Genomic DNA, 23,751 nt, shown 5'->3' with positions numbered 1-23,751 from the left:
TCACGGGGGTTTCATGCGCGCCCGGCAAGCTTGGCGCTTTGCAAACCCGAAAGACAGCCTTGAAACGCGTTCCTTACGTCCTCTCCCTGGGTCTCATCGTGTCCGCCGTGCTGACGGCGTGCGGCGGCAGCGACGGCGATGTCGCCACCCCGGGCGCCGGCAATGGCAATGGTGTTGACGTGGGCACCGGCACCGGCACCGGCCCCGCCGCGCAGCCCATGGATCTGACCATCCTGCATGTCGGCGACCACCACTCCAACCTCGACAGCAAGAGCAAGGACCTCAAGCTCAAGACCGGCGCTGGCGCGGCCGCTGGCACCGTGACCGCCGATGCGGGCGGTTTTCCGCGCGTCACGGCGGCCATCGAGCAGCTGGCCGCCCAGTCGAAGAACGTGCTGAAGCTGCATGCCGGCGATGCGCAGACCGGCACGCTGTACTTCAACCGCGCGGGCGCCAACGGCGAAGCCGACGCGGCGCTGATGAATACCGTGTGCTTCGATGCGTTCACGCTGGGCAACCATGAGTTCGACAAGGGCGACAGCAACCTCAAGAGCTTCATCGACCTGCTGCACAAGGGCAGCTGCAAGACGCCGGTGCTCAGCGCCAACGTCGAGTTCGGCGCCAGTTCGGCGCTGTTCCCGGCCAAGGCGCCGGGCTACGTGAACAAGTCGGTGGTCGTGCAGCGCGACGGCCAGTCGATCGGCCTGGTCGGCCTGACCATCGCCAGCAAGACCAAGGCTTCGTCGAGCCCCGACGCCGACACCACGTTCGAAGACGAAACCGTGGCGGCGCAGCGCGAGATCGATGCGCTGCGCGCGCGCGGCATCAACAAGATCGTGGTGATGAGCCACATCGGCTATGACTACGACAAGGCCATCATTCCCAAGCTGAGTGGCGTGGACGTGGTCGTGGGTGGCGATTCCCACACCCTGCTGGGTCCCGCCAGCCTCGAAACCTATGGCGTCGGCTCGCCGGCCGGCGACTACCCGACGCGCCTGACCAACAAGGACGGCAAGCCGGTGTGCCTGGTGCATGCCTGGGAATACAGCCAGGTGGTCGGTGAACTCAAGGTGTCGTTCGATGCCAATGGCGACGTGACCCAATGCGTGGGCACGCCGCACGTCTTGATCGGCGACGGCTTCACGGTGGCCAAGGCGGCCGCCACCGAGGCGCAGAAAGCCAGCATCCTGGCCGATGTGAACGCCAGCGGCTTCCTGCGCGTGACCGCGCCCAGCGCCGCCGCCACCGCCACGCTGCAGCCGTTCAAGGACAAGGTCGACGTGTTCAGCAAGAGCCAGGTCGCGACGGCGCCGCAGGAATTGTGCTCGCGCCGCGTGCCCGGGGGTGTCGGCAGCGTCGATTACAGCCGTTCCGGCGCGGACTGCAATGCGCTGGGCCAGGTGAGCCTGCGCGGCGGCGACATCCAGCAACTGGTGGCCCAGGCCTATGTGGATGTGGCCAACGCCAGCTATGGCGGCGCCGACATCTCGCTGCAAAGCGGCGGGGGCGTGCGCGTGCCGCTGAAGGGCAATGTGACGGCGGCCAATGTCATCGAGGTGCTGCCATTCGGCAATATGCTGATGCGCCTCGAAGTCACGGGCCAGGAAGTCAAGAGCATGCTGGAAGACGGCCTGCAGGCCGTGTATGGCGGCAACTCCACCGGTTCGTACCCTTACACCGGCGGCTTGCGCTTCGACGTGAACGCGGGGCTTGCGCGCGGCAGCCGCGTGGCCAATGTCGAGGTGCGCGACGCGGCCACGGGGCTGTGGGGCGTGCTCGACATGGCCAGGACCTACAAGCTGTTCGTGCTGAGCTTCAATGCCAATGGCGGCGACGGCTATGACACGCTGAAGGCCGTGCCGGCCGCGCGCCGTCTCGATATCGGCGTGCTGGACGCCGATGTGTTCCAGGCCTATATCGACAAGCAGGCCAAGGATCCGGTGAGCGGACTGCCGTTGTTGCGCCCGCTTGACGCCGCGCTCTACAGCACCAGGTCGTACCTGGGCCCGCAAGCCCAGCCTTGAGAGGGTGGGGGCCGGCGGGGGCGGCTGATGCCGTACCTGCCGGAGCTTGCGGCACCGGACTACAGGGGAGCGCCAAGGCGCCCAACCATACTCGGCGCATGAACAAGCCCGCTCCTTCCCATTCCCTGCGCTGGTTTTCGCTGCTGGCGCTGGCCGGCAGCATGGCCGGCGCCTCTGCCCAGCAACTGGCCGCGCCCGGCATGGGCGTGAACCCGCATCTGCCCGCGCCCGACAAGGGCGGGTTGCTGCCCACGGTCAACATCGCCCCGGCGCTGGGCTGGGCCGAAGGGCGCATGCCGCAGGCGCCCGAAGGCTTCCGGGTCACGGCGCTGGCCGCGGGACTGGACCATCCACGCTGGGTCTATGTGCTGCCCAATGGCGACGTGCTGGTGGCCGAGAGCAACAAGCCCGAACCCGAAGCGGGCGCGAAGAACGTGCATGCCGACGGCCTGCGCGGCAAGGCCATGGGCATGGTGCAAAAGCGCGCGGGCGCGGGCACGCCCAGCGCCAATCGCATCACGCTGCTGCGCGATGCCGACGGCGACGGCGTGGCCGAGACCCGCAGCGTCTTCCTGCAGAACCTGGTGTCGCCCTACGGCATGGCACTGGTCGGCAAAGAGCTCTACATCGCCAACGCGAATGCCATCGTCAAGGTGCCCTACGAGACCGGGCAGACCTCGATCTCGGCCACGCCGGTCAAGCTCACCGACCTGCCCGCAGGCGCCAACCACCACTGGACCAAGAACATTCTGGCCAGCGCCGACGGCAGCAAGCTGTATGCGACCGTGGGCTCGAACAGCAATATCGGCGACAACGGCATGGCCGCGGAAGAGGGCCGCGCCGCGATCTGGGAAGTCGACGTGGCAAGCGGCAACAAGCGCTTGTTCGCGAGCGGCCTGCGCAATCCCAACGGCCTGGGATGGGAGCCGCAGTCCAAGACGCTTTGGACCGTGGTCAACGAGCGCGATGAACTCGGCAACGACCTGGTGCCCGATTACCTCACCTCGGTCAAGGACGGCGCGTTCTACGGCTGGCCCTGGAGCTACTGGGGCCAGCATGTCGACGAACGCGTGAAGCCCGCCAACCCGGACATGGTGGCCAAGGCGATTGCGCCGGATTACGGCCTGGGCGCGCATGTGGCGCCGCTGGGCATGGCGTTTTCCGATGCGCGCATGCCTGCGCCCTATGCCAACGGCGTGTTCATCGGCCAGCACGGCTCGTGGAACCGCAAGGAACTGGTCGGCTACAACGTGGTGTTCGTGCCGTTCGCATCGGGCCGCCCTTCGGGCGCACCGGTGCAGTTCCTGGGCGGCTTCCTGAACGACGAAGGCAAGGCCTACGGCCGGCCCGCGGGCGTGGCGCTCGACGGCAAGGGCGCGCTGCTGGTGGCCGATGATGTCGGCAACACCCTGTGGCGCGTGGCGCCGGCGAAGTAAGCCGGTCTCAGGCGGCGCGGCGCGCTGCCAGCCAATCCTGCCAGCGGAATACCAGCCACAGCGCTGCGAGCATGGCGGCGCCAAATACCCAGGCGCTCAGCGCGCCGGCCATGCCGCCGGAGAGCAGCGTGCCGATGGTGCAGCCCAATCCCGTCATGGCGCCCCAGCCCAGTAACGTGCCGCCCGCAATGCCGCGCAGCGCATCCCTGGCGGTTGGAAGCCTTGGCGCGAATTGCCGGCTCGCGAGCGCGGCGACGAAGGCACCGCCGATCAGTCCCACCAGCACCAGCGCATTGGGGGTGGCCCAGCTTTCCTGCGGCAGCGTGGCGCAGCCGGCAAAGCCATCGAGTCCATCGAGCCGAGCCGGCACCCAGCCGTGCTGCTGCAGCGCGCCGCGCACCTGGCTGCCCAGCGTGGCCGTGACGCCCAGCGGCCGCATGCGCACGATGGCGGCCACGCTGATCAGCCCGACCAGCAGCCCGCCCAGCGCATAGTTCCAGCGGCCGGTCCACAGCGACTGCCACAGGCTGCGCAGATCCTGCGGCGCGGACGCGGCGCTGGCGCGCGGCTTGCCGGCCTGGCGCTGCAGATGGCGGTGCCAGATCCAGGCCGCCGAGAGCCCCAGCGCGCCGAGCTGCACGGCCAGCGCGCCGCCATAGCCCAGATACCGGGGCAGCCAGACCACGGGGGCATCGGCCACGGCCGCGCTGTACAACGGGTTCCAGCTGTGGAAGCCCAGCGCGAAGCCCAGGCCGGTGCCGATCAGCGCAAAGGGCGCCACGGCCGAGCCTTCGGCCAACCGGTACCAGTGCGCGCTGATGCGCGAGCCCGACACCGCCATGCCCGCGCCGAAGGCCAGCCCGGCCAGCACCAGCACCCAGCTCACCGGGCCGATATGCATCTCGGGAGGGAGCTGCCCGGCTTGCGGATGGGCCACCCAGCTGCCCTGCACGACCGTCATGCCCGCCACGCCCACGGCCCATGCCAGCACGATGGCCAGGATGCCGCGCGGGTCGCCCCGCTGCAGCCAGTCGCGCGCGTGGCAGTAGAAGCAAAAGCGTGTGCGTTGCAGCACCACGCCCAGTGCCATGCCGATGGAAAGGGCGAAGACCAGGGTGCGGCCGCCGGTCCAGGTCTGCAGCTGGGTGGAGAACCATCCCAGCAGGACCAGGAGCGCAGCTGCGGCCCAGGGTTGCCAGGCCGTGGGGGCGGGCGGGCTTTGGGTGGGTATTTCTACAACGGACATGCTTGTTCTCGAGAGCAGGACGTTCATCCTTCGACAGGCTCAGGACGGACGGTGAAGCGGCAGGCTGACCTCAAACGGTGTGGTTGGCCCGCCATGAACGTCTTGCTTACTTCGCCGCCCAGACGGTGCCGGCCGGGTTGGTGATGGGCACGCCCACGGCGTTGCCGTATTCGGTCCAGGAGCCGTCGTAGTTCTTCACGTCGTAGCCCAGGATCTTCGACAGCGCGAACCAGGTGTGGCTGGAGCGCTCGCCGATGCGGCAGTAGGTGATGACCGACCTGCTGCCGTCGATGCCCACGCCGGCGTAGAGCTTGCGCAGCTCTTCCTTGGGCTTGAAGGTGCCGTCCTCCTGCACCGCCTGGCCCCAGGGCACGTTCACCGCGCCGGGAATGTGGCCGGCGCGGATCGCGAGTTCGGGCACGCCGGCCGGGGCAAAGATCTTGCCCTGGTATTCGTCGCCCGAGCGGATATCGATCAGCTTGGCCTGCGACTTGCCTTCGGCCACGGCCAGCGCATCGCTCAGGCGCGCACGCAGGTCCAGGTTGACCTTGCCGACGCGGTAGCTGGTGGCGGCGTAGTCGGGCGCGCGGTTGTTCAGCGCGCGGCTTTCGGCCTCCCACTTCCTGCGGCCGCCATCGAGCAGCTTGACGTTCTTCACGCCATAGATGTCGAACACCCATGCGCCCCAGGCGGCAAACCAGTTGTTGGTGTCGCCGTAGAGCACCACCGTGGTGTCGTCCTTCACGCCGGCCTTGGACAGCAGCTTCTCGAAGTCCTGCTTGCCGACGATGTCGCGGCGCAGCTTGTCGTTGAGGTCGGTGTGCCAGGAGAAGTTCACCGCGCCCGGAATGTGCGCGCGCTCGTAGACGCCGGGATTGACGCTGACTTCGATCACGCGCAGGTCGGAGCGGTTGAGGTTCTGCGCCAGCCATTCGGTGGTGACCAGCGGGCCCGCGGCTGCCGCGGCGGCCGGTGGGGTATTGGCGAGTGCCGCGCCGGCCACGCTGGCCAGCAAGACCGTGGCAAGGGCGCGCAGGCCGGGGGCGAAAGCTGTCGTTGTCATGGTGATCCTTGATGGGTTGGGAGACGGAGGGATTCGCGCCAGCCTCCGCGGCCAGCACTTGCAACTGAATGTAGAAGCGCGTGCCGCGGCCGCCAAGTGAGTTTTTGGCGCATGGATATGCGGCGCACGCATACCGTGGCGGGCTGATGCACATTCCTGCCACTTGCTTCGACAGGTCAAAAAACCACGCTATAATTCGTGAATACGGTGGCTGTAGCTCAGTTGGTAGAGTCCAGGATTGTGATTCCTGTTGTCGTGGGTTCGAGCCCCATCAGCCACCCCAGAACACCGCTGAATTCGTCAGCAGCAAAAAGGACCTTCGGGTCCTTTTTGCATTTGCGGCCGCAGGCGTTGTCCGAGGCCGGGGGCTCGCATATAGTGGTTCTTCCCGTGTCCAACCACCAAGGAACCACCGAATGAAGCAGATTTCCCTTCTGTCCTGCGGCCTGTTGATGTCGTTTGCCGCGCTGTCCGCGGGCGCCGCGGAACGCACCGTCACGCTGAACACGGCCACCGCCAATGGCGAAGGCCCGGCCGTGGGCACGGTGCGCATCGTCGAGACCTCCTACGGCCTGGCGTTCTATCCCGACCTCAAGGGGCTGACCGCCGGCCAGCATGGCTTCCATGTGCATGAGAAAGGCTCGTGCGCACCGACCGAAAAGGATGGCGTGAAGACGCCCGCGGGCGCCGCCGGCGGCCACTACGATCCCAAGGGCAGCGGCAAGCATGGCGAGCCCTGGGGCGACGGCCATCTGGGCGATCTGCCAGCACTCTATGTGGCTGCCGACGGCACCGCCACCTCGCCGGTGCTGGCGCCGCGCCTGAAGCTGGCGGACGTCAGCCAGCGCGCGCTCATGGTGCATGTCGGCGGCGACAACCATTCCGACCATCCCGCGCCGCTGGGCGGTGGCGGCGCGCGCATGGCCTGCGGCGTCATTCCCGGCTGAGCGGGCGCGCCCGGCTACTTCTTCTTCAGCCAGCGGTCGGTGATCTCGCTGGCCTTCTTTTCGGTGCGCCGGTCGATCTCGGCCACTTCCTGCGGGCTGCGCGCCGCGCTGTCGCAGCGTCCCGCAACGCGCGGAAAGCGCTGGCGGCATTGCTGGGCCTGCTGCTTTGCGCGCTCCCAGCCATCGACCTCGCCGTAGAACCTGACCGCGTAGGGCATGGTCTCCTCGGCCACGGCGAAGTGCTGCAGGCCGCGCTCGAGCAGCTTTTTCGATGCGTCGCGCTGCCCGCTTTCCTTCAGGCGCGTGCTGCGCTCGGTGTAGAGCGCCCAGGCCCGATCGGTCTCCGAATTGAAGTTGGCCTCGAACAGGCTGCCCAGGTCGCGCGGCAGGCCGCGCACCGCGCCCGGCTGCGCGCTGGCGGCGCTGTACAGGGCGAACAAGGGCACGGCGTGCGTCGCGGTCGGGCCCGACGCGGCCTGGCGGGCGAGCGCCACGGCGCCGGGCGACTGCGGCGCTTCCATGGCCTTGTATGCGGCCTGGTAGTTCTTCAGGATGAGCTGGGTGCGCTTTTGCGCCAGCGCCGCCTGCAGCGGCGCCTGCGTGGGCGCGCGGTCCTCGGCAACCTCGGGGTAGCGTTCGGCGATCTCGGCCAGGCTGTCCTGGCGCTTGACGGTTTCGGGATGCGCGCTGGTGAGCTTGCCGATCCAGCGCGACAAATCGAAGCTGGCCTGGTTCAGGCCGCCATTGATTCCGGCCTGCAGATTGGCCGAGGCATCGTTGAGCGCGGTGGACACCGCGTTGTTGCTCTGGGGTGCCGTGCGCCTGGCGCGTTCGATGGTACTGGCCTGCAGTGCCTGCTTCAGTGCCTCCTGCTTTTGCAGCTCCAGGGTTTCGTTTTGCTGCTCCCATCCCGCCTGGCGCTCGAGAAAGGCCTTGGCTCCATGCTCATAGCTGTAGCCCAGGCGGTGCGTGACATGCAGCGCAAAGCGGTCGGCCGCGCCTTCCTGGGTCTGGCCATACAGCGCCGTGGTCAGCGTCTTGCCCAGCGCATAGGAGGCCTGCAGCGTGTCGACCTGGTTCCACCCGGTGGCCTGTGCGGTCTTGTACGCGATGCCCAGGCCCAGCGAGGCAAAGCCGGCGGCCGTGTCGGCGCCGGCAATCGCGCCTTCGAGGCTGTGGTAGTGCAGGTAGATATGCCCGAACTCATGGGCCAGCAGCGCCACCAGTTCGTCCTCGCTCTGGACCGATTGCAGCCAGGGCAGCGAGACATAGATGTTGCCCGCAGCGGTCGCATAGGCGCTGAGCGAGGACTGAGCCAGCAGATACACGTCGCCGGGCCAGTCGGGCACCAGCGCCGCGGCCTTGATGCGTGCCAGCAAGCCGTTGAGATAGCGCTGGGCTTCGGGCGCATGCACCAGGCCGAAACCGCGTGCGCGCTGGTTGATCACGTCCTGCTGCGGATCGGGCCAGGCGCGCGCTTCGGGCGCCGGCAGCGCCTCGAGCGGGCTGGCGGGCTTCTGTGCCAGGCTGGACATGCCCGGCAGCTGGTTCAACGCCTGCGGCATGGTCTCGCAGCCGGCCAGCAGCGCGCACAGCAGCGCCAGTGGCCAGAGGCCGCGGCGGGCGATCCCGTGGCGGGCAACCCCGCGGCGGGCCTCACTTGCAGGCATTGGGTCCTGCTCCGGGCGTGGCGATGGTCGGCTGGCTGTCGACGCGCTGGGTGGCGCAGCCGCCCTCGGCGCCGCGCAGGATGCGCACGTGCACTCCCTTGATCCAGTAGTCCTGGCCGGCGATGCGCACGCGATGGAAGCTGGACTTCGATTCCTCGATGGTCAGCGGCAGCCCCAGTTCCGCCACCGGCGCCTGGCGCGCCGCAGCCGCCGCGCCCGCGGACGCGAACAGGTCCACCGTGGTCCTGCTGCTGGGGCTGGCGGCAACGATGCGGTCCTGCGCCTGTGCGGTGCACGCGGCCGCGGCCAGGCAGGCAGCAAGGAAGAAAGCGGTTTTCATTCACGGTCTCCAGGAGTTCGAGGGGATGGGGATGGCCGCGCCGCCGGCTCGGGATCGGGCCCGAGCAGCAACCAGCGCAGGCGCGCGAGATAGCCCAGGCCTTCGGCCACCAGCGTCATGCCGACCAGCTCGACGACGGGCAGCATGCCGATGCGCGAAAAATGCTGGAACGCGGCAATCAGCGCCATGGCGGCAATTGCCTTGAGCGTGATGGCGGCTATCCAGCCGGCCGCGGCCAGCGCGCACCAGGCCAGGCGCGTGCGCAGGCGCGAGGGCGCGTCGGGCGACAGCGGCCGCGGCAGTCCGGGCCAGCGCCGCAGCGCCGCGTCACGCAGCGCCGACCCGCGCCGGCGCAGCCGCGCGCGCAGGAAATTCCAGACCAGGTGCACGAGGAACACCGCGGCAATGGCGCTCAGTCCCGGCAGCAGCAGTGCGCGCGGCGGCGGCAGCGTCCATTCGGCGCTTTGCTTGTAGTCGTTGCCATAGGTCAGGAAGTTGTCCAGCGCCATCGCATGCATGTGCACGCCCGCAACCCGGCCGTGCACCGGCGACTGCGCATAGTCGTTGTAGCCCGCGACCTGGGCGCCGACAAACAGGTACTTGCCCGAGACGTGCTGCGCCAGGGCCGCTTCGTCGAGTCCCGCGATGTCGCTGAACGTCAGCGTTCGGTGGTACGGGCACAGCGCCTGCGTCGGCGCGTCTTCCCAGAGCTGGCGCACGAGGCCTGGCACCAGGCTGCTCCAGCGGCGCTCGCCAGGCGCGCAGTGGCGCGCCGTGCCCGCGGCCGCGGGCGCCGAGTTGTGCCCCCAGACCAGGGCCATGGGTTGGGGATGCGCGCCGCGCGCGATGCCGGCCACGTCCTCGGCCATGGCCAGCGCCGCGCTGCGATAGGCCGGCTGCGCCTGGGGGTCGGGCGACGGGCCCTCGACCCAGGCGGTGCCATTGAAATGGCGCTGCATCTGATAGGTCCAGGCCACGGCATCGAGCGGGTCGGGCACATAGTCGACGCCCACCAACGCGAAGCAGCGGCTGCTCGCGTCCATCAGTTCGCGCCGCACCGCAAGCCGGCCGGTGGCCGCGTCGGGCAGTGCCGCGAGAAATACCGCGATGCCGCGCGCGTGCATCGCGCATAGCTGTTGCTCGAGCGCGGCCCAGCTCGGGTCGGGCCGCTCCTGGCCAAAGGTGATGTCGACCATGACCGCCTTGGGCGGGGCGCCGGGCAGATCCACGAGGCGGCCCAGCCAGTCGGCATGTTCCTGGTAGGAAATGGGCCACGCCGTGCCCAGCCCGTCGAGAAAGGGCTGGTCGTACAGCACCACGGTGATGGCATCGCGGCCCTTGGCGGGATAGGCCAGCTGGGCGCTGACGGGTGCCTGCGCCTTGGCCATGAAGCGCGTGACGGCCATGCCCTGCGCATTGATCCGGTCACCCAGCCAGAGCATGCCGAACGAGACCGCGGCCAGCAGCATGAAGCCGAGCAGCAATGCCAGCGGGCCGGGACACCGCCAGCCCTCGCCCGCACCGCCAAGGTACAGGGCATCGCGCAGCAGGGCGTCCACGCGCTGGCGCAGGGTATGGACTTTCGGACGGGACATGGAGCGGGAGAGGACGGGCTGAGCGGGACGCGGGATGGCATGCTGCGGCGGCCCGGGCGTGCAGCGCAGCCCGCCAGCGAGATACCGTCTCGCTGGCGCAAGTTGATACAAAACGTATCATAGCCAGGCACTTCGTGCCGCGGCGCACATTTCGCGCACTGCGGCGCGGCCGCCACACCGGTCTGTTGGGCTCAGGGCGCGGCGGCGGGCAGGGTCAGCGGCGCCTGCCGCTGCGCCATGGCGCGCTGGAACAGCGCCATGAAGCGCGGCGCCACGCTGGAGATGTGGTATCGGCGGCCGGTTTCACGCGCCGCCTGGCTGTAGCGCGCGCGGCGCGCGGGGTCGGCGCGCAGCGCGCGGATCGCGTCGATCCAGGCATCGTCGTTGTCGGGCAGCAGCAGGCCGTTGACATCGTGCTGCACCAGCTCGGGAGTGAAGCCCCAGTTCGAGCCGATGATGCAGCCGCCGCGCGCCAGGATCTCCATCAACCCCCAGTTCGCCACGCCGTAGCGCAGGGGATAGAGAAACAGATCCACGCCGGCCAGCATCGCGGCGAATTCCGCATAGGGCAGGCGGCCCGGGAACTCGACCACCCGGGCGCCGGGATAGACCTGCAGCAGGTGGTCGCGAAAGCTTGCCACCTTGCCGCCGTAGCGCCGCTCGACCCATTGCTGCTCGTAGCCGTAGGTGGCCGCGGTCGGGTCGCCAATGGCAATGAAACGCGTGCCTTCGGCGTCGCCTTCGCGCACCAGCCGGTCGACCAGGCGCATATAGGTCTCGAAGCCCTTGGCGCTGGACAGGTCGCGCGCGGAAAACGCCACCGTGAACGGCTGCGTTTCTTCCGGTGATGCGGGGCGCTCGCGCAGCGGCGCCTGGATGTCGAAACCCTCGAACTGCACCGCGATGCGGTCCTGCAGCGCGGCGGGAAACATCGCGCGCGCATGCGCGCTGGGCACGATGGTCAGGTCGCTGCACAGCACCTGGTGGAAATGCAGCATCTCGGTATTGCGGTCCGCCAGGCGCTGGGCTTCGTCGGGCGGGTAGGCCGCGTCGTTGCCATGCGCGCGGTAGCTGGGGAATTCGATGTAGCTGACGATGGCCGCATCGAGTTCGTCGTAAAGCCAGTTGGGCGCGCCCCACAGCGAATGCGCGACCACGACATCGATGCGCCGGCCCTGGGCCTGCTCGAAGTCCTTGAGCGCCTTGAGCACGCCGCGGCAGATGCGCGCCGAGCGTTCGACCTTGCTCGAGTAGTAGTAGCTTTGCGGGCCGACGATCTTGCCGTCGGGCTGGAAGGACAGCAGGTGGTCGCAGTCCTTCTCATGGTTGGCCTTGTGGCCGGGCGTGGTCATGAACCAGCTGTCGGCCATGCCGGTGGCGCGCAGGTGGCTGCACAGCAGGCTGTACTGGCTGGGATAGACGGCGCCGACGAAAACGATCAGGGGTTTTTGCATGGGTCAGGGCACGGCGGCAGCGCCGCGCGAATGGGCAGGCAAGGGGACGGGCGCGGGCCGCGTCATCGGTCGATTTCGTCCTCGATCTCTGGCGCGCTGCTGGTGGACACGGGAACCTCGGGCTCGCCATCGCTGATCTGGTATTTGCGCATTTTCTCCCAGAGCACCTTGCGGCTGATGCCCAGCTGCTGGGCGGTGTTCTGCCGTTTCCAGTCGTTGGCGCCGAGCGCGGCAATGATGCGGTTGCGCTCCTCCAGATCCCAGTTCGCGCGGCTGGCCGGCGGCGGCTCGCTCGCGCCCGCGGGCGGTGGCGGAAGGGTCAGGGCCGACAGGTTCTGCGCCTGCTGCAGGATGCGCTCGGTCGCGCCGCCCGCGAGCCAGTTGCGCGTCTGGCGCGCGGCCACGCCGATGCGCTCGGCCAGGTTGCGCAGCTCGCGCACATTGCCTGGAAAGTACATCTGCGCGACCGCATCGAGAATGAAGAACGGCGGCTCGCCGAGCTCGGCCATCAGCTCCTCGCCGACCACCTTGTGCAGGATGCTGGCGAAGATCGCGAGCTTGTCGGCCTCGCCGCGCTCTTCGAGGCTGGGCATCTGCAGCTCCACCACGGCCAGCCGGAAGAACAGGTCGGCGCGAAAGCGTCCCGCATGCACCTGGTCGCGCAGGGGCTTGTTGGTCGCGGCAACGAGGCGGAAGTCGAGCCGCACCGGCGTGGCCGAGCCCAGCCGGGTCACGGTGCGCTCCTCGAGCACGCGCAGCAGCTTGACCTGCTGGTACAGCGGCAGGTCGGCGATCTCGTCGAGAAACAGCGTGCCGCCGCTGGCCTGCTCGAAAAAGCCCTTGTGCGCGGTGACGGCGCCGGTGAACGAGCCCTTGGCATGGCCGAAGAACAGCGACTCGAACAGCCCGTCGGGGATCGCGCCGCAGTTGACGACGACAAACGGGCCCTGGCCGTAATGCGTGTTGCGCACATGCAGGCGCTCGGCGATGCGCTCCTTGCCGGTGCCGGTCTCGCCGCTGATCAGCACGCTGTGTTCGCAATCGGCAAAGGTGTCGACGTCGTTGAGCAGGCCCAGCATGCAGTCGGCCACGGCAATGATGTCGTCCGAGCGCTGCGGCTGGTGGTGCGAGCTTTGCAGGCGCTGCAGGATGCGCGCCAGCATTGCGCGCAGTTCGGCGCCTGTGAAGTCGAAGGGCAGCACATGCGAATACTCGTTGGCATAGCTGCCGGCGGTGGCGCCGCGCAGGTTGGAGCTGACCCACAGCACCGGCATGCCGCCGAACGTGCCCTCGATATGCTGGCGGCTGAAGCGCGCGCCTTCGAGCACGGACACGCTCACGATGGAGATCGCGTTCTGGCTCGACGCGGCCAGCGGCGGCGCGTTGAGGCCGTCGGCGCGCACGACTTCGACGTCCATGCTGAGCATGCAGCGTTCCACGCGCTCGGCAATATCGGCTTGGCCCTCCCAGACGTAGATGACCAAATCACTCTGATTCACTGTGGCGTTCCTTGTAATTCGATGGGTTGCCCATGCATGCGCTCAATGGACCAGTTGCGCCGGGTTGCAGTCGGCCCAGAGCAGTTCGACATCGGCATAGCCGACCTGCAGGCCGAGTGCGCTGAGCAACGGGCCCAGCAGCGAATCGAGCAATGCAAACACCGGCGTGAGCAGCGCGGACAGCAGGGGCGTGAGCGCCGAGACAATGGCCGACAGGCTGTTGACCAGGCCGTCCACTATCGAAGACAGGTAATCGAGCCGCAGGCCCAGCAGCGTGAGGCCGCTGGTATCGAGGCGGAACTGCAGCAGGTTCTGGTTGAAGGCATTGCCGAGATAGGAGCCCAGCTGGTTGCGGGTGCCGGCGGTCTTGACCAGATCCTGCGCCGAGCGCGCGGTCTCGGTCGAATAGCGGAAATCGAGCTGCTGGTACGCCGCCGCGTTCTGGGTGTCGGTGGTGTCCAGGTCGAGCCGCGCCATCAGCTTGACCGGGGCCTCGACGACGGTGATCAGGTCGCCCAGCAAGGTGGCTTTGACGTTCAGGTCGAGAAGATGGAAGAAATCCTTGGACAGGCTGGTCCAGGGCGCGCCGGTGTTCGTCATGGCATCGGGCGCCTGGCCCAGAAGCAGGCTGGCAACGCCGGGTTTGGCATCGATGCTTGCCTTGTGCACGTTGCTGCCGTACTGGTGGCAGGCAATCTCCTTGAGGCGCGCATCGCCCGAAGCCACCTCCAGATAGACGGGCAGGTTGATGGCGGACCGGTTGGTCGGCAGCGAGACCCGCAGGCGCAGCAGCAGCAGGTTGAGGTCCAGCAGATTGCCAGTGGCGCTCAGCGAATTCACCACCTGCAGGTTCAGGTTCAGGCGCACCTGGCCGGTATGCGCCGTTGTCATGTATCTGCCGCTGCCATCCGTGCCTGCCGGGCCCACGGCAATGACCGGCGGCTCGATCACCTTGGCGGCCACCGTGGCCTTGGCCAGCAGGCCGAGGTCGAGCGAGGTCTGCAGGGCCGCGGCCGAATCGGCGTTGGCCACCTGCAAGGCGGTTTTCACCAGGCTCAGCACGCTGGCGTCGGCATTCAGCGCGGTGGCCGGGTTGTCCTGGTGGATGCCCACATCGAGCAGGCCGTTGCCGCTCGCGCCTTTGAGCAGGTGGATGAAGGTGTTGGCGAGATCGACGCGGGCCGGCAGCGCCAGCATGTTGCGCAGCGCGGCAATGGCGATGTTGGCGGTGGCCTGGTCGGGCAGGTTCTGCGCGACCTGGATGCTGGCGTTGATCAGTTCGCGCAGGCTGATCTCGGTATCCAGCAGCTCCGAGTAGTTGCCGGCGTCGAGCTGCAGCGCGTCCATGATGCCCAGCAGGTTGACGTTGGTGCTGGCCAGGCCTTCGTAGTCGGCCAGGCTCAGATTGAGGGTGGTGCCCAGCAGCATGCCCAGCAGGCTGTTGAGCGCGCCATCATTGAGGCGGGCGACACCCGAGCCCGCGGTGAATGCGCCAATGGGGTTGCCCGCAATGGCCGCGGTGGACGTCGCCATGATGGTTCTGCTGCCGCTGAACGGCAACAGTTGCAGGCTGTCTCCGGCCAGCGTGACGCGGGTGGCATTGAACGGGCTGGTCGCGTCGAACCCGTTCATGCGCGTCCAATGGCCGCATTCGATCCGCATGCCGCTGTCGCTGCCGCGGTTCACGCCCAGCGGCCATTGCGCGTCGATGCTGGTTCTGGCGGCCGCCGTGGCCTCGCTGCAGCTGGTGGCGAGCTGGATGGCGTTGGAGGACTCGAGCGCGGCAATATCGGCAATGCGTTGCAGGTCGCGCTTGGCGGAATACATATAGCCCACCTGCACCGTGCCCAGCATGGCCAGCAGCACCAGCGCGACAAAGGCGAACTGGACCAGGACCGAGCCCTGTTGCGCGCGTGGGGGGCGAAAGCGTGGCTGCTGCATGGCGGCTGTCCTTCAGGTCCGGGAAGGAAAGTGGACGACGATGCGGTCGCGGATGCTCAGCGTGGTCGGCTCGGCAAGCCAGTCGCTGCCGCCCAGCAGCGCCGGCAGCCGGTAGCTGACGTTGAAGCTGAAACGCTCGGCCGCGGTGCCGGAGCAGGCCCAGGCCTTGTCGGTGAGGCTGAACCCGCTGGCGGGAAGGCCGCCATGCACCAGCTGCTCCCGGATCACGTTCTCGACGCGGGCTTCGATCGCGGCCTTGTTGGCCTGGGCATTGGCCACCACGCACGGCAGGGTGCCCGTGATGACCAGCGTATGCGCCGCGCGTGCGCCGTCGCCCGCGGCCTTGGCGAGTATCTGGCTGGCCTGGAAGTAGCGCCACCACACCAGCAGGCCCAGCAGCAGGACGACCATCAGCGTCGCAATCAGCGCCAGCTCGACGGCCGCCGTGCCCTGCTGGCGGCAGCGGCGCATACCGGTGTTGGCGAGCGGCGGGTTCACAGCAGCTCCCTGTCCATCAGGATGCTGGCCGTGGCCTGCAGCGTCGACGGCAGCACCAGGCCGAATCCGGGAATCGCCGGCGCGATGGCGCTGGACTGGTAATCCTGGATCGCATAGGACACCAGGATCAGGCAGGGCGTCTTGGCATCGCAGCCCAGGTCGGCAACCAGTGCGCTGTCCGCGTTGCAGCCGGCATCGCCCACGCGGCACACGGTGAAGCGGATATCGGCGTCCGTGGGCCGGATCGCGGGCGGCAGCCAGTCGAGGCTGTCCTTGACGGCCTGCAGCGCGAGCAGCTTGCGGTCGTTCCAGTCCGAGGCGCTTTTGCCCACCGGATAACGCAGCGCGGCGCGCGCGCCTTCCTCGACCGCGTGCTGCATCGACGCGCGCACGAGGAAGCTGAGGCCGTAGCAAAGGATGGCGTAGACCAGCAGGAAGAACACCGGAAAGATGATGGCCCACTCGAGCGCGTACACGCCGCGCTGGCGGCGTGGCGGGGCAGGGGTGTGGCACGGGCGCATGGAGCAGGTCCTGGCTAGCGCTTCTTCAGGTCCAGCCCGGTGCCGTAGTGCTCCGGAATGCTGGTTTCAAAGCTCTTGAGGTAGCGCTGGTAGCTGCGGCTGGCCTGCTCGCCATCGATCGGCCGCGGCCGCGCGCCGATGGCATTGCGCTGCATGGCCAGCAGGCCCTCGGTGGCGCTGCCGATCGCGTTGCCGCCAGACGCGGGCGCGCTGGCGCTGCCATAGGGTTGTGCTGGCGCCAGCTCGACGCTGACCACGGCGTTGTCCGCAACCGGCGTTGCGCCGTCGGCCAGCGCCGCCGTGCCGGCGGCCAGGCCCAGCAGCAGCGCGGCAAGGCGCGGCCCCAGTGGGCGTGGGAGGGAAAGCCGCATCATTGAAGCTCCTGGAGGCGGGGGGATGGGAGGGGCGCGCTGCCCAGCACCAGGGGTGCGCGAGGGTCCGCGCGCGTGCGCACCGCCTGCTCGATGCTGGCCAATTGCGTTTGCAAGGTCTGCAGCGAGGTGTCGTCGATCAGCGGCGCGGCGTTGGGCGACGCCGGCTGGCGCAGGCGCTGCAGCAGCAGGCCGGCCTGGTCGCGCGCGCCGCTGGCAAGCCAGTACAGCGCCAGGTTCAGTTGCACGCGTGCATTGGCGGGCGCGAGCTGCGCGGCCTGCAGCATGGGCAGCGCGGCGGCGTCGAGCCGGCCGTCGAGCATGTGGGTGTAGGCCAGGTCGGCCAGCAGGTCGGCATCGATGGGATTGAGCTGGCGCGCGCGCTCGAGCTGGGCCACGGCCGGCGCATAGCGCTGCTGGCTGGCATAGAGCAGCCCCAGGCCGCGGTGGGCGCGCGCCTGCACCTGGCTGTCGGCCTCGCCCAGCAGCGCCTGGTAGGCCTGCTCGGCGGGCAACGCCTGGCCGGTGTTGCGCAGCGCGTCGGCGCGCTTGAGGCGGATCTGCGCGTTGCTGCCGTACTGGCGCTCGAAAGCCTCGGTGTGCGCCAGCGACGCGTACCACTGCCGCGCCTGCTGCATCTGCGCGATCAGGTTCAGATAGGTCTGCTGCGGGTCGATCTGCGTCAGCTGCTCGGCTTTTTCCAATTGCTGCTGCGCCTGTTGCGCCAGGCTCGGGTCGACGGCCGCGCCATAGCCTTGGACCGGCTTGGCCGCGCAGCCGGCCAGCAGCAGCGCGCCGGCGGCCAGCGCCAGCGTGCCCAGGCGGCGCAGCGGCAGGGGAGATGCGGTGGCGGTCATGGTCTATTTCCCTCCGATCGAAGACAGCGAACGGATCACGGCGGTGAAGCCCGGGCCGGCGGTGATGACCAGCAGCGCGGGCAGCAGGGTCAGCACCATGACGCCGGTCATCTTGACGGTGATCACGCCGATGCGTTGCTTGAAGTTCGCCTGGCGCTTCTCGCGCAGGCGCAGGCTGAATTCCTTGAGCGGGTCCTGCACGGCGCCGCCATGGCGGTCGACCTGCACCAGCAGATTGACGACGGCGCTCAGGTCGTCGTCGGCGCCGAGCTGGGCCAGTCGTTGCAGCGACTGCTCGCGCGTGCGGCCGCTGCTGTGCAGCCGGTTGGCCAGCGCCAGTTCCGAGCTGATCACGGGCAGCACGCTGGTGAACTCGGTGGCCAGCACCTGCATGCTCTGGTCGATGCTCAGGCCCACGCCCTGCAGCAGCCGCAGCATGTCGACAAACAGCGGCAGCTCCTCGACGACCTGCCGGCGCCGCTCCTTGGCCTTGGCGCGCAGCAGCCATTTCGGCAGCATGACGCCAGTGCCCAGGGCAAGGAAGCCGTACATCAGCGCCTTCTGGCCCTGCGGCTGCAGCACCAGCAGCACGAGCATCGGCAGCAGCAGCGCCAGCACGGCGCGCGCAATTACGTACCACAGGCCGCCGCGCGCGATCTCCAGGCCGGCCAGTTCCATCAGCTTGCGGTCCTCATCGGCAAACAGCGCCTTGGACAGCCCCGACTGCAGCCACGGCGGCGGCTTGAGACGGTCGGCCACCGACTGCGCCGCCGCGTCCTCGCTCCGGTCGCCGCCCGGCGTGCCGGGCAGCGGCTGGCCGCCCGGCATGGGAAACGGCGCGAGGAACGGGGTGCCCGCCGGCGCGGCATGGCTTTCGCGCGCCTGCAGCACTTCGCCCATGCGCGCTGCGGCGCGTGCCGAGCGGCGCAGCTGCCAGGCCAGCGCCATGGCCAGCAGCAGCGCGCCCAGCGCGGCCAGTCCCAGGCTCAGGGTCCACAGCTGCTGCGCGGTCATGGCAGCTCCTGGCGCGGGGCGCAGCGGTGGGGGGGAACGGGGTTCATGGGCATGGCGGTGCTAGCGCAGGCGGGCCAGGCGGTACATGAGCAGCGAGCCGAAGACCTGCAGGCCGGCCGCAGCGAAAACCAGCTTCTGGCCCATGGCGTCGTTCCACATGCGCAGGAAGTAGCCCTGGTTGAGCAGCATGATCATGCCGCCGACCACGATGGGCAGCAGCGCCAGGATCCAGGCCGACATGCGGACCTCCGCCGACATCGCACGCAGTTCGCGCTCGGCCGACTGGCGGTCGCGGATGTAGCTCGAGACGCGCTCGAGCACCATGTCCGCGCGCCCGCCGTAGCGCGTGCTCATGCGGAACACCGCGGCCAGCAGGCCGAACTCGGGCAGGCCCCAGGTGCGCTCGAGCTGCGCCATCGCCTGGCCGAGGTCGGGCGAGACATTGAGCCCGGCCGACACCTCGGCCAGCGCGCCCCCGAGCGGCTGCGGCACATTGCTGCCCGCGAACTGGAAGGCCGCGTGCAGCGAGTTGCCGATGGACAGCAGCCGCACCAGGTTGTCGAGGAAGGCGGGCAGTTGCAAAAGCATCTTCGCGCGGCGCCGGCTCACGCGCAGCCAGATGCCGAACGCGCCCAGCAGCAGGCACAGCGCCAGCAGCATCAGGCCCAGCAGCGCACCGCCTTGCAGCGCGGCGAGCAACGCCAGCGCCAGCGCCGCCGCCGCCAGCAGCGCGAGCGTGCGCGGCGCCACGCCCCAGGCGCGGTAGCGCAGCAGTTGCTTGAGCCGGCGCAGGCCTTGCGGGCCGGGCTGCGCCGGCCGCGCCAGCGCGGGTGCCATCGGGTGGGACAGGTGCAGCGGCTCGCCTGCGTGCTGCTCGCGCCGGATCTCCAGGCTGCGCTCGAGCGTGCTCTGGACCGCCTGCCTGGCCTGCTGGCGCCGCGCGCTGGACCACAGCCACAGCGCCAGCGCCAGCAGCACGCAGGCCAGTGAGCACAGCACGAGGATGGCTGGCAGGTGGGAAGTCATCGCATGCCGCCCTGGCCGGATTGCTGCTGTGCGCGCCACCAGCTCAGCAGCTTGGGCGAATGCGGCGAGATGCCCATCGACACCCAATGGTCGGCCTCCTGCCCGTCGGCGCCGATCTGCGGTTCATAACGGTAGAGCTCCTGCATGGAGATCACGTTGTCCGACATGCCCGTGACTTCGGTCAGCGACAGCACGCGGCGGCGGCCGTTGGACAGGCGGCCGATCTGCACGATGAAGTCCACGGCATTGGCGATCTGCCGGCGCAGGCTCGATTCGCTGCCCTGGAAACCCGCGAAGCCGGCGAGCATCTCGGCGCGGTACAGGCACTCGCGCGGCGAGCTTGCGTGGATGGTGCCCATCGAGCCGTCATGGCCGGTGTTCATGGCCTGCAGCAGCTCGAGCACCTCGCCGCTGCGCACCTCGCCGACGATGATGCGGTCGGGGCGCATGCGCAGGCTGTTGATCAGCAGGTCGCGGATGCTCACGTGGCCGCTGCCGTCGAAGCTGCCGGGCCGGCTCTCGAGCCGCACCACATGGCTGTGGTTGAGCGACAGCTCGGCCGTGTCTTCGATGCTCACGATGCGCTCGCGGCTGGGGATGAAGGTCGCCAGCGCGTTCAGCAGCGAGGTCTTGCCCGAGCTCGTGCCGCCGCTGACCAGAATGTTGCAGCGCGCCTGCACCGCCATTTCCAGGATGCGGCAGATGTCGGCGTTGAAGGTGCCCAGTCCGACCAGTTCCTGCGGCGTCAGCGGGTCCTTGCGGAACTTGCGGATCGAGACCGAGGGGCCGTCGATGGACAGCGGCGCGATGATCACGTTGATGCGTCCGCCGTCGGGCAGGCGCGCGTCCACCATCGGGCTGGACTCGTCCAGGCGCCGGCCCAGCGGCGCGAGGATGCGGCGCACGATGCGCAGCACATGCTCGTCGTCCTTGAAGTGCGAGGTCTCGCGCGTGAGCATGCCGCCGCGCGAGACGTAGATCTCCTGGTGGCCGTTGATCAGGATGTCCTCGACGGCCGGATCGTCCAGCAGCGTCTGCAGCGGCCCGAGCCCGGTGAGTTCGCGCGTGAGGGCGCTGGCGACCAGGTGGGCTTCCTCTTCGTTGACCGGCACCGGATGCAGCCGGATGTAGCTGTCGAGTTCGAGGGCGACGAACTGCGCGATCGCGGCGCGCGACCAGCGCCCGAACTCCGCGCCCAGCTCCTCGATGCGGCTCAGCAGATGTTCATAGGCCTTGTTCTTGAGGTCGGCAAACAGCGCGCTGTTCTCGAACTCGGCAAGGCTGGCATGCGCAGGAGTGGGGTAGGCCGTGGTCATCATGGTGCGTTCAGTTCCTGCGCAGGCGTTGCAGCAGTCGGGTCAGCGGGTGGGCGGCGGCGGAGTCGGGCAGCGCCATCTCCGGATGGTGATCGGCCAGGAGCCGCCGCACCAGCTGCGCGACGGCCTGCACATAGGGCTCGCGCCGCTGCTGCGGCGTGAACAGGCGGCCCTGGTCGACGACCCGGGACAGCTCGCGGCGGCGTTCGGGCAGCTGCGCCAGCAGCGGCAGCTGCAGCTGCCGCGCGATCTGCTCCGCGCTCAGCTCCAGGCGCTTGTCGTGGCGGCCGACGATCAGGCGCAGCCGCTCGCGCGGCACCTGCAGCATCTCCAGCTGGCGCAGCAGCTGCGCCGTGCCCACCACGCTGGCCACGCTCTGATCGCACAGCACCCACACCTCGCTGGCGCCGGGCAGCACGTCCTTGAGCAGTTGCGGCGAATCGCAGGCGCCCAGGTCGAGAACCACATGCCGGAAATAGTGGCCCAGGCGGTTGAGCAAGGCCTGCACATCGCCCGACGCCAGGACCTGCGGCTGCTGCGCGAGCGTGAGCAGGCGCAGCCCGCTGGCGTGGCGCGCAATCGCGCTTTGCGCCATGCGGCGGTCCAGGCGATGCTGCTGGTGGACGGCATCGGCAAAGCCGAACTCGCCCGGCGTGTTGAGGTAGATGGCGCAGTCGCCGCCGGGATGGCCCAGCTCGATCAGCAGGCTGGACAGCGCTTCGTCGGTGCTGCTGGCGGCAGCCGATGGGGCGGGCGCGGGCTGCGGCCACTGCAGCCGGGCTTGCAAATGCGCGCTCAGGTGCGCGGCCAGCAGGCTGCAGCCCAGGCCGGCGCGCGCCGAGACCAGGGCGGTCTGCGGTGCGCGCGACAGCTGCACGCCGCCCGCGGGTGGCGCATCGAGCAGCTGGTGCACCACCTGCTGCGCATTGTCGACCGAACCGTCGATGTCGATGAAGTCCTGCACCCCGGTGCGCAGCGCGGCCAGCATGCACTGCGCATGGCGCGTGCGCCCGATCGCCAGCCGCGGGATCTGCGGATAGCTGGCCTGCAGCTGGGCCGACAGGGCCACGGCCGCATCGATGCAGCAAGGGTCGAACTGGATCAGCACGGCGTTGGGCTGGTTGTCCAGCACCAGGTCGATCACGCCTTCCTGGAAGCGCGCGAGGTACAGCGACGCGCCTTTCATCACATGCTGCATCCAGGTCTGGATCAGCGCGCCTTCCGAGAACCCGGCATGCACCAGAAGCAGCGGCACGCGTGCCTCGGCAGTCAGCGCCGCCGCTTGCGCCGGCAGGTGCTGAACGGGTGGGGGCGCGGGTTCGGCGAAGTCGACGGGCTGAGGCGCGGCCGGCTTAGGCGCGGCCGGCTGAGGCGCCCCCGGCTGAGGCGCCTCGGTCCCGGCCGGAGCGCGCGCGCGGGCATGCGCGCCCAGCAACTCATCGAGCGACGGCGTGGGCGCGGGGTTGCCGGGCGAGGGCGGGAAAAAAGGCTCTTTGCTCATGGCATCAGTTCGAGAAGCCCGGCAAGGCCGAGTTGGCGTACGGCGCGCCGATGACATAGGGCGCCCAGACCTGGGCCGCGCCCTGGTGCTCCGACAGCGCGCCGGGCAGCATCGCCTCGAGCCGGATGTTGGCCGGCAGCGGCTGCACCAACCGCGGCGTGACGATGATCACCAGCTCGGTCTCCTCCTGCGAATAGTTCAGGTTCTTGAAGAAGTTGCCCAGCACCGGCAGGTCGCCCAGCAGCGGCACCTTGTTGACGCTGGAGAGCGTCGCGCGATTGACCAGGCCGCCGATGATGAAGCTCTCGCCATCGGCCAGCTCGACCATGGTGTCGGCACGGCGCGTGCGCACCGCCGGCACCGAGACGCCGCTGATGGTCACGCCCTGGGTGTAATCGAGGTCGCTGGCTTCGGGCGCCACCTTCAGCGCGATGCGCACGTCGGACAGGATGGTGGGCGTCAGCTGCAGCTTGACCCCGAACTCCTTGTATTCGATGGCGACGTTGCCATCGCGCCCCGGCACGGGAATCGGGATCTCACCGCCCGCCAGAAAGCTCGCGCTCTGGCCGGTATGCGCCACCAGCGTCGGCTTGGCCAGCACGCGCGCGAGTCCGTTGCCTTCGAGAAAGCCCAGTTGCGCGGTGATGCCCTGGCCGCTGAACGCCTTGCCGAAACCCAGCACCAGATTCATGGCGCTGGTGATGGCCGACATGCCGTTGCCCGACCCCGAGCCGGAGCCCGAGCCGGAGGAGCCACCGCCGCTGGCGCCGGCGCTGGTGCCGGGCGTATAGACGCCGAACTGGAAGCCGTGGTCGTTGGGGCCGCCGCTCGCCAGGTTCATGCCGGCGCGGCGCAGCGCGGATTTCTTGAACTCCACCACCTGCACATCGACCTGCACGGTATTGCTGGCCACCTGGATCTCGGAACGGTCGAGCAGCAGCGCCTCGCGTGGCGCGGTCACGCGCATTTCGGCCAGGGCCTGGGCGTGCTGCTGCACCGAACCCAGGCGCCGCTCGAGCAGCAGCCGCGGCAGCGCAACGCGCACTTCGCGCGTCTGCGGCGCGCCATTGGCGGGCCAGATGACCAGCGTGGTGCGGCCCGCGGCCTTGGGCGTGAGCAGCAGCTGCGCCGCCTTTGGTGTACCGGCCGCGCGCGCCGTGCCCGCAGCCAGGTCGCGCAGCAGCTTCACGTCGAGCAGGTTCGGGTCGCCGATGGCAATGCGCGCCACGGCAGCGGGCTCCTGCAGCAGATGCTGCTGTCCCACGGTCAGGTCCAGAACGGGCAGCGCGCCGATCGCTTCGGCGGGCTGGGGCGCGGCGCCGGGCGCTTGCTGGGCCAAGGCCGAAAACGGGTAGCCCGACAGCGCGGCGCAAGCCAGCAGGCCGGGGAGCGTGAGTGGCGAAGGGGAGGCGGTTCTCATGGTCTCTACCTG

General features: G+C 69.0%; 20 protein-coding genes and 1 tRNA gene. 4 read left to right on the top strand and 17 right to left on the bottom strand.

The features are described from left to right. The first annotated feature begins 59 nt into the window (after nucleotides 1-59). Together HUK68_RS11555 and HUK68_RS11550 are read left to right on the top strand one after the other, a co-directional pair. The gene (locus tag HUK68_RS11555; protein ID WP_175504279.1) at nucleotides 60-2,024 is read left to right on the top strand and encodes a bifunctional metallophosphatase/5'-nucleotidase; all 1,965 of its coding nucleotides are present in this window, start codon (nucleotides 60-62) and stop codon (nucleotides 2,022-2,024) included. 98 nt (nucleotides 2,025-2,122) lie between these two features. Then, nucleotides 2,123-3,460, top strand: coding sequence for a PQQ-dependent sugar dehydrogenase (locus HUK68_RS11550; RefSeq protein ID WP_175504278.1), 1,338 nt, complete (start codon nucleotides 2,123-2,125; stop codon nucleotides 3,458-3,460). Nucleotides 3,461-3,467: 7 nt separating this feature from the next. Here the strand turns inward: HUK68_RS11550 and HUK68_RS11545 are convergent, their stop codons facing one another. Further along, complete coding sequence (locus HUK68_RS11545) at nucleotides 3,468-4,706, bottom strand: YeeE/YedE family protein (protein WP_175504277.1); 1,239 nt, start codon at nucleotides 4,704-4,706, stop codon at nucleotides 3,468-3,470. A 106-nt stretch (nucleotides 4,707-4,812) separates the two neighbouring features. Continuing rightward, nucleotides 4,813-5,769, bottom strand: a complete 957-nt coding sequence (locus HUK68_RS11540; RefSeq protein WP_175504276.1) for a sulfurtransferase — start codon at nucleotides 5,767-5,769, stop codon at nucleotides 4,813-4,815. Between the two features lie 207 nt (nucleotides 5,770-5,976). On the opposite strand from HUK68_RS11540, the gene HUK68_RS11535 reads away from it, so the two are divergent. Next, nucleotides 5,977-6,052 (top strand) — tRNA-His (locus HUK68_RS11535). A gap of 133 nt (nucleotides 6,053-6,185) precedes the next feature. Continuing rightward, nucleotides 6,186-6,716: a superoxide dismutase family protein gene (gene sodC, locus HUK68_RS11530; protein WP_175504275.1), complete on the top strand. Its 531-nt coding sequence runs from the start codon at nucleotides 6,186-6,188 to the stop codon at nucleotides 6,714-6,716. Nucleotides 6,717-6,730: 14 nt separating this feature from the next. Here the strand turns inward: sodC and HUK68_RS11525 are convergent, their stop codons facing one another. The 15 genes from HUK68_RS11525 to HUK68_RS11450 all read right to left on the bottom strand — a co-directional run bounded on the left by HUK68_RS11525 (nucleotide 6,731) and on the right by HUK68_RS11450 (nucleotide 23,739). Then, nucleotides 6,731-8,386, bottom strand: coding sequence for a M48 family metalloprotease (locus tag HUK68_RS11525; RefSeq protein WP_175504274.1), 1,656 nt, complete (start codon nucleotides 8,384-8,386; stop codon nucleotides 6,731-6,733). Beyond that, entirely contained in the window at nucleotides 8,373-8,726 is a 354-nt protein-coding gene (locus HUK68_RS11520) for a hypothetical protein (protein ID WP_175504273.1), read from the bottom strand. Before HUK68_RS11520 ends, HUK68_RS11525 begins: the two co-directional genes overlap by 14 nt. After that, entirely contained in the window at nucleotides 8,723-10,321 is a 1,599-nt protein-coding gene (locus HUK68_RS11515) for a CHASE2 domain-containing protein (RefSeq protein WP_175504272.1), read from the bottom strand. Before HUK68_RS11515 ends, HUK68_RS11520 begins: the two co-directional genes overlap by 4 nt. 191 nt (nucleotides 10,322-10,512) lie before the next feature. Beyond that, entirely contained in the window at nucleotides 10,513-11,775 is a 1,263-nt protein-coding gene (locus tag HUK68_RS11510; protein WP_175504271.1) for a glycosyltransferase, read from the bottom strand. 62 nt (nucleotides 11,776-11,837) lie between these two features. After that, nucleotides 11,838-13,274: a sigma 54-interacting transcriptional regulator gene (locus tag HUK68_RS11505; protein ID WP_175504270.1), complete on the bottom strand. Its 1,437-nt coding sequence runs from the start codon at nucleotides 13,272-13,274 to the stop codon at nucleotides 11,838-11,840. Nucleotides 13,275-13,316: 42 nt separating this feature from the next. Next, nucleotides 13,317-15,215 carry a pilus assembly protein TadG-related protein gene (locus HUK68_RS11500; protein WP_175504269.1) on the bottom strand — a complete coding sequence of 633 codons (1,899 nt, stop codon included), beginning with the start codon at nucleotides 15,213-15,215 and terminating at the stop codon, nucleotides 13,317-13,319. A gap of 12 nt (nucleotides 15,216-15,227) precedes the next feature. Beyond that, the gene (locus tag HUK68_RS11495) at nucleotides 15,228-15,713 is read right to left on the bottom strand and encodes a TadE/TadG family type IV pilus assembly protein (protein WP_175504268.1); all 486 of its coding nucleotides are present in this window, start codon (nucleotides 15,711-15,713) and stop codon (nucleotides 15,228-15,230) included. Beyond that, nucleotides 15,710-16,234 (bottom strand): TadE/TadG family type IV pilus assembly protein, encoded by a 525-nt coding sequence (locus HUK68_RS11490; RefSeq protein WP_175504267.1) that lies wholly within the window; start codon nucleotides 16,232-16,234, stop codon nucleotides 15,710-15,712. The genes HUK68_RS11495 and HUK68_RS11490 overlap by 4 nt, the downstream gene beginning before the upstream one ends. A gap of 14 nt (nucleotides 16,235-16,248) precedes the next feature. Further along, nucleotides 16,249-16,605, bottom strand: a complete 357-nt coding sequence (locus HUK68_RS11485) for a DUF3613 domain-containing protein (RefSeq protein WP_175504266.1) — start codon at nucleotides 16,603-16,605, stop codon at nucleotides 16,249-16,251. Beyond that, nucleotides 16,605-17,462 carry a tetratricopeptide repeat protein gene (locus HUK68_RS11480; protein WP_175504265.1) on the bottom strand — a complete coding sequence of 286 codons (858 nt, stop codon included), beginning with the start codon at nucleotides 17,460-17,462 and terminating at the stop codon, nucleotides 16,605-16,607. Before HUK68_RS11480 ends, HUK68_RS11485 begins: the two co-directional genes overlap by 1 nt. A 3-nt stretch (nucleotides 17,463-17,465) precedes the next feature. After that, a complete protein-coding gene (locus HUK68_RS11475) occupies nucleotides 17,466-18,476 on the bottom strand; it encodes a type II secretion system F family protein (RefSeq protein WP_175504264.1) in 1,011 nt (336 codons plus the stop codon). A gap of 60 nt (nucleotides 18,477-18,536) precedes the next feature. After that, nucleotides 18,537-19,502 (bottom strand): type II secretion system F family protein, encoded by a 966-nt coding sequence (locus HUK68_RS11470; protein WP_175504263.1) that lies wholly within the window; start codon nucleotides 19,500-19,502, stop codon nucleotides 18,537-18,539. Then, complete coding sequence (locus tag HUK68_RS11465) at nucleotides 19,499-20,821, bottom strand: TadA family conjugal transfer-associated ATPase (protein ID WP_244146149.1); 1,323 nt, start codon at nucleotides 20,819-20,821, stop codon at nucleotides 19,499-19,501. The genes HUK68_RS11470 and HUK68_RS11465 overlap by 4 nt, the downstream gene beginning before the upstream one ends. Nucleotides 20,822-20,828: 7 nt before the next feature. Then, a complete protein-coding gene (locus HUK68_RS11460; protein ID WP_208458660.1) occupies nucleotides 20,829-22,319 on the bottom strand; it encodes a CpaE/TadZ family protein in 1,491 nt (496 codons plus the stop codon). A gap of 4 nt (nucleotides 22,320-22,323) precedes the next feature. Next, nucleotides 22,324-23,739, bottom strand: a complete 1,416-nt coding sequence (locus tag HUK68_RS11450) for a type II and III secretion system protein family protein (RefSeq protein WP_175504261.1) — start codon at nucleotides 23,737-23,739, stop codon at nucleotides 22,324-22,326. Nucleotides 23,740-23,751 lie beyond the last annotated feature (12 nt).

Origin of the sequence: Comamonas antarctica, from assembly GCF_013363755.1 — a bacterium.
In the GTDB taxonomy this organism is placed as follows: domain Bacteria; phylum Pseudomonadota; class Gammaproteobacteria; order Burkholderiales; family Burkholderiaceae_C; genus Comamonas; species Comamonas antarctica.
The sequence above is the reverse complement of the archived record's forward strand: the minus strand, read 5'-3'. Positions and strand labels throughout refer to the sequence as shown.

Excerpts from the sequence above, each read along its gene's own strand:
- HUK68_RS11550 (WP_175504278.1), top strand. The coding sequence starts at position 2,123 with ATGAACAAGCCCGCTCCTTCCCATTCCCTGCGCTGGTTTTCGCTGCTG.
- HUK68_RS11545 (WP_175504277.1), bottom strand. The coding sequence starts at position 4,706 with ATGTCCGTTGTAGAAATACCCACCCAAAGCCCGCCCGCCCCCACGGCC.
- HUK68_RS11540 (WP_175504276.1), bottom strand. The coding sequence starts at position 5,769 with ATGACAACGACAGCTTTCGCCCCCGGCCTGCGCGCCCTTGCCACGGTC.
- sodC (WP_175504275.1), top strand. The coding sequence starts at position 6,186 with ATGAAGCAGATTTCCCTTCTGTCCTGCGGCCTGTTGATGTCGTTTGCC.
- HUK68_RS11525 (WP_175504274.1), bottom strand. The coding sequence starts at position 8,386 with ATGCCTGCAAGTGAGGCCCGCCGCGGGGTTGCCCGCCACGGGATCGCC.
- HUK68_RS11520 (WP_175504273.1), bottom strand. The coding sequence starts at position 8,726 with ATGAAAACCGCTTTCTTCCTTGCTGCCTGCCTGGCCGCGGCCGCGTGC.
- HUK68_RS11515 (WP_175504272.1), bottom strand. The coding sequence starts at position 10,321 with ATGTCCCGTCCGAAAGTCCATACCCTGCGCCAGCGCGTGGACGCCCTG.
- HUK68_RS11510 (WP_175504271.1), bottom strand. The coding sequence starts at position 11,775 with ATGCAAAAACCCCTGATCGTTTTCGTCGGCGCCGTCTATCCCAGCCAG.
- HUK68_RS11500 (WP_175504269.1), bottom strand. The coding sequence starts at position 15,215 with ATGCAGCAGCCACGCTTTCGCCCCCCACGCGCGCAACAGGGCTCGGTC.
- HUK68_RS11490 (WP_175504267.1), bottom strand. The coding sequence starts at position 16,234 with ATGCGCCCGTGCCACACCCCTGCCCCGCCACGCCGCCAGCGCGGCGTG.
- HUK68_RS11485 (WP_175504266.1), bottom strand. The coding sequence starts at position 16,605 with ATGCGGCTTTCCCTCCCACGCCCACTGGGGCCGCGCCTTGCCGCGCTG.
- HUK68_RS11480 (WP_175504265.1), bottom strand. The coding sequence starts at position 17,462 with ATGACCGCCACCGCATCTCCCCTGCCGCTGCGCCGCCTGGGCACGCTG.
- HUK68_RS11475 (WP_175504264.1), bottom strand. The coding sequence starts at position 18,476 with ATGACCGCGCAGCAGCTGTGGACCCTGAGCCTGGGACTGGCCGCGCTG.
- HUK68_RS11470 (WP_175504263.1), bottom strand. The coding sequence starts at position 19,502 with ATGACTTCCCACCTGCCAGCCATCCTCGTGCTGTGCTCACTGGCCTGC.
- HUK68_RS11465 (WP_244146149.1), bottom strand. The coding sequence starts at position 20,821 with ATGATGACCACGGCCTACCCCACTCCTGCGCATGCCAGCCTTGCCGAG.
- HUK68_RS11460 (WP_208458660.1), bottom strand. The coding sequence starts at position 22,319 with ATGAGCAAAGAGCCTTTTTTCCCGCCCTCGCCCGGCAACCCCGCGCCC.
- HUK68_RS11450 (WP_175504261.1), bottom strand. The coding sequence starts at position 23,739 with ATGAGAACCGCCTCCCCTTCGCCACTCACGCTCCCCGGCCTGCTGGCT.